Source organism: Serratia sp. M24T3 (genome assembly GCF_000257645.1).
Taxonomy (GTDB): domain Bacteria; phylum Pseudomonadota; class Gammaproteobacteria; order Enterobacterales; family Enterobacteriaceae; genus Rouxiella.
The window spans coordinates 1-1149 of record NZ_AJHJ01000083.1 but is presented as its reverse complement, the minus strand read 5'-3'; the positions used below and the strand labels follow the sequence as shown (position 1 = coordinate 1149).

Below are 1149 nucleotides of genomic sequence, written 5' to 3'. Positions count from 1 at the left end.
TACGGCGAAAAATCACTAACCTTAAAGGGCGCTGTAGTCTTTCCTCTATTTACATTAGCGATAACACTGGCCACCATGGCCGCCCCCCATTCTGTTCTCATCATCGGATTCAAGGTGCCGTACCTGTCCCGGTATTTTACCCACATCCAGAATTCAGAGAGACTCAACCTCTCCTGTGCCTCAGCAATGGTCCGGCCACCTATGCCATTCATCACCAACTCGCACCAGATTTCGTCCTCAGCGGTTAGTGCTTCACCTTTCCCAGGTCGTTTACCTCCTGAATAGCAACCAGCAGTGCAATCGTCAATGCACCATCCAGCGCCCCACGCTCTGGATTTGCCTCCCCGGTGATATCTTCAGGCGTGAAAACGGTATGCCCGTCCTCATCACAAACAGACGCGGCGATACGCCCCGCCACATTATCAATCTTGCCGCTGAAAGCCATCAGATCTGATTTTGCCGAGTGATAGCCTAAAGGCCGAATAAATACCGTGGCGGTAAACTCGTCTTCACCCTGCTTCCAGGTGATTTCTTTTTCAACGGGGCGGCCAGTGAAGGCACCTGCCGTTGTTAACGCTTGCAGAGTCAGTTTCATTTTCGGTCTCAACGAATTAGGTTAGTGTTGGGGTGTCCCCACCCCGTAAGAAGGTATTTCAGGTAGTTTGTTGGTCTTTCGGCACCCATACCGACGGGCCAGAGCGCTGGATAGTCGCGGTTGTGCTAACCACGGCATTCGCCTGGAAATCGAACGGAAAGTCAGAGACGTATCCCTGAAAAATAAACCAAGTACGGTCAGCGGGTAACGTCAGTCCATCAACCGCATCGGTCGCCCCAGTAGCGGCGGCAGTCGGCAAAGACTCACCGTCGGCCCAGCCCACAGCAAAGGTTAGAGTTGTCTCATCCTCTGACTCAGCCAGATTATGAAGCATCAGGTGACTGGCATTTTTAGGATCTGCATTGAGCGTAACGGACGCTGAAGCTGGGGTACGTAACCCTTTTTTGTAGGTACGGCTGTTGCGTTCACTTAAGCAGGTATCTTCAATCTGATCGGCTGGATTGCCACCAGGCGTGAAGGATGTAATGCATTCCACTTCGCTGACAACGCCATTGGCGAGAACAAAGAACTGTGTGCCTTGGGTTAATACTGAC

At 52.0% G+C, this 1149-nt stretch carries 2 protein-coding genes; both read right to left on the bottom strand.

Annotated features, from left to right (window positions below):
- Positions 1-244 precede the first annotated feature (244 nt).
- The gene (locus SPM24T3_RS24045; protein WP_009639445.1) at positions 245-595 is read right to left on the bottom strand and encodes a phage tail assembly chaperone family protein, TAC; all 351 of its coding nucleotides are present in this window, start codon (positions 593-595) and stop codon (positions 245-247) included.
- A 58-nt stretch (positions 596-653) separates the two neighbouring features.
- Positions 654-1149, bottom strand: a 496-nt coding sequence (locus SPM24T3_RS24040; protein ID WP_009639444.1) for a phage tail tube protein, incomplete at its 5' end; no start/stop codon positions are given.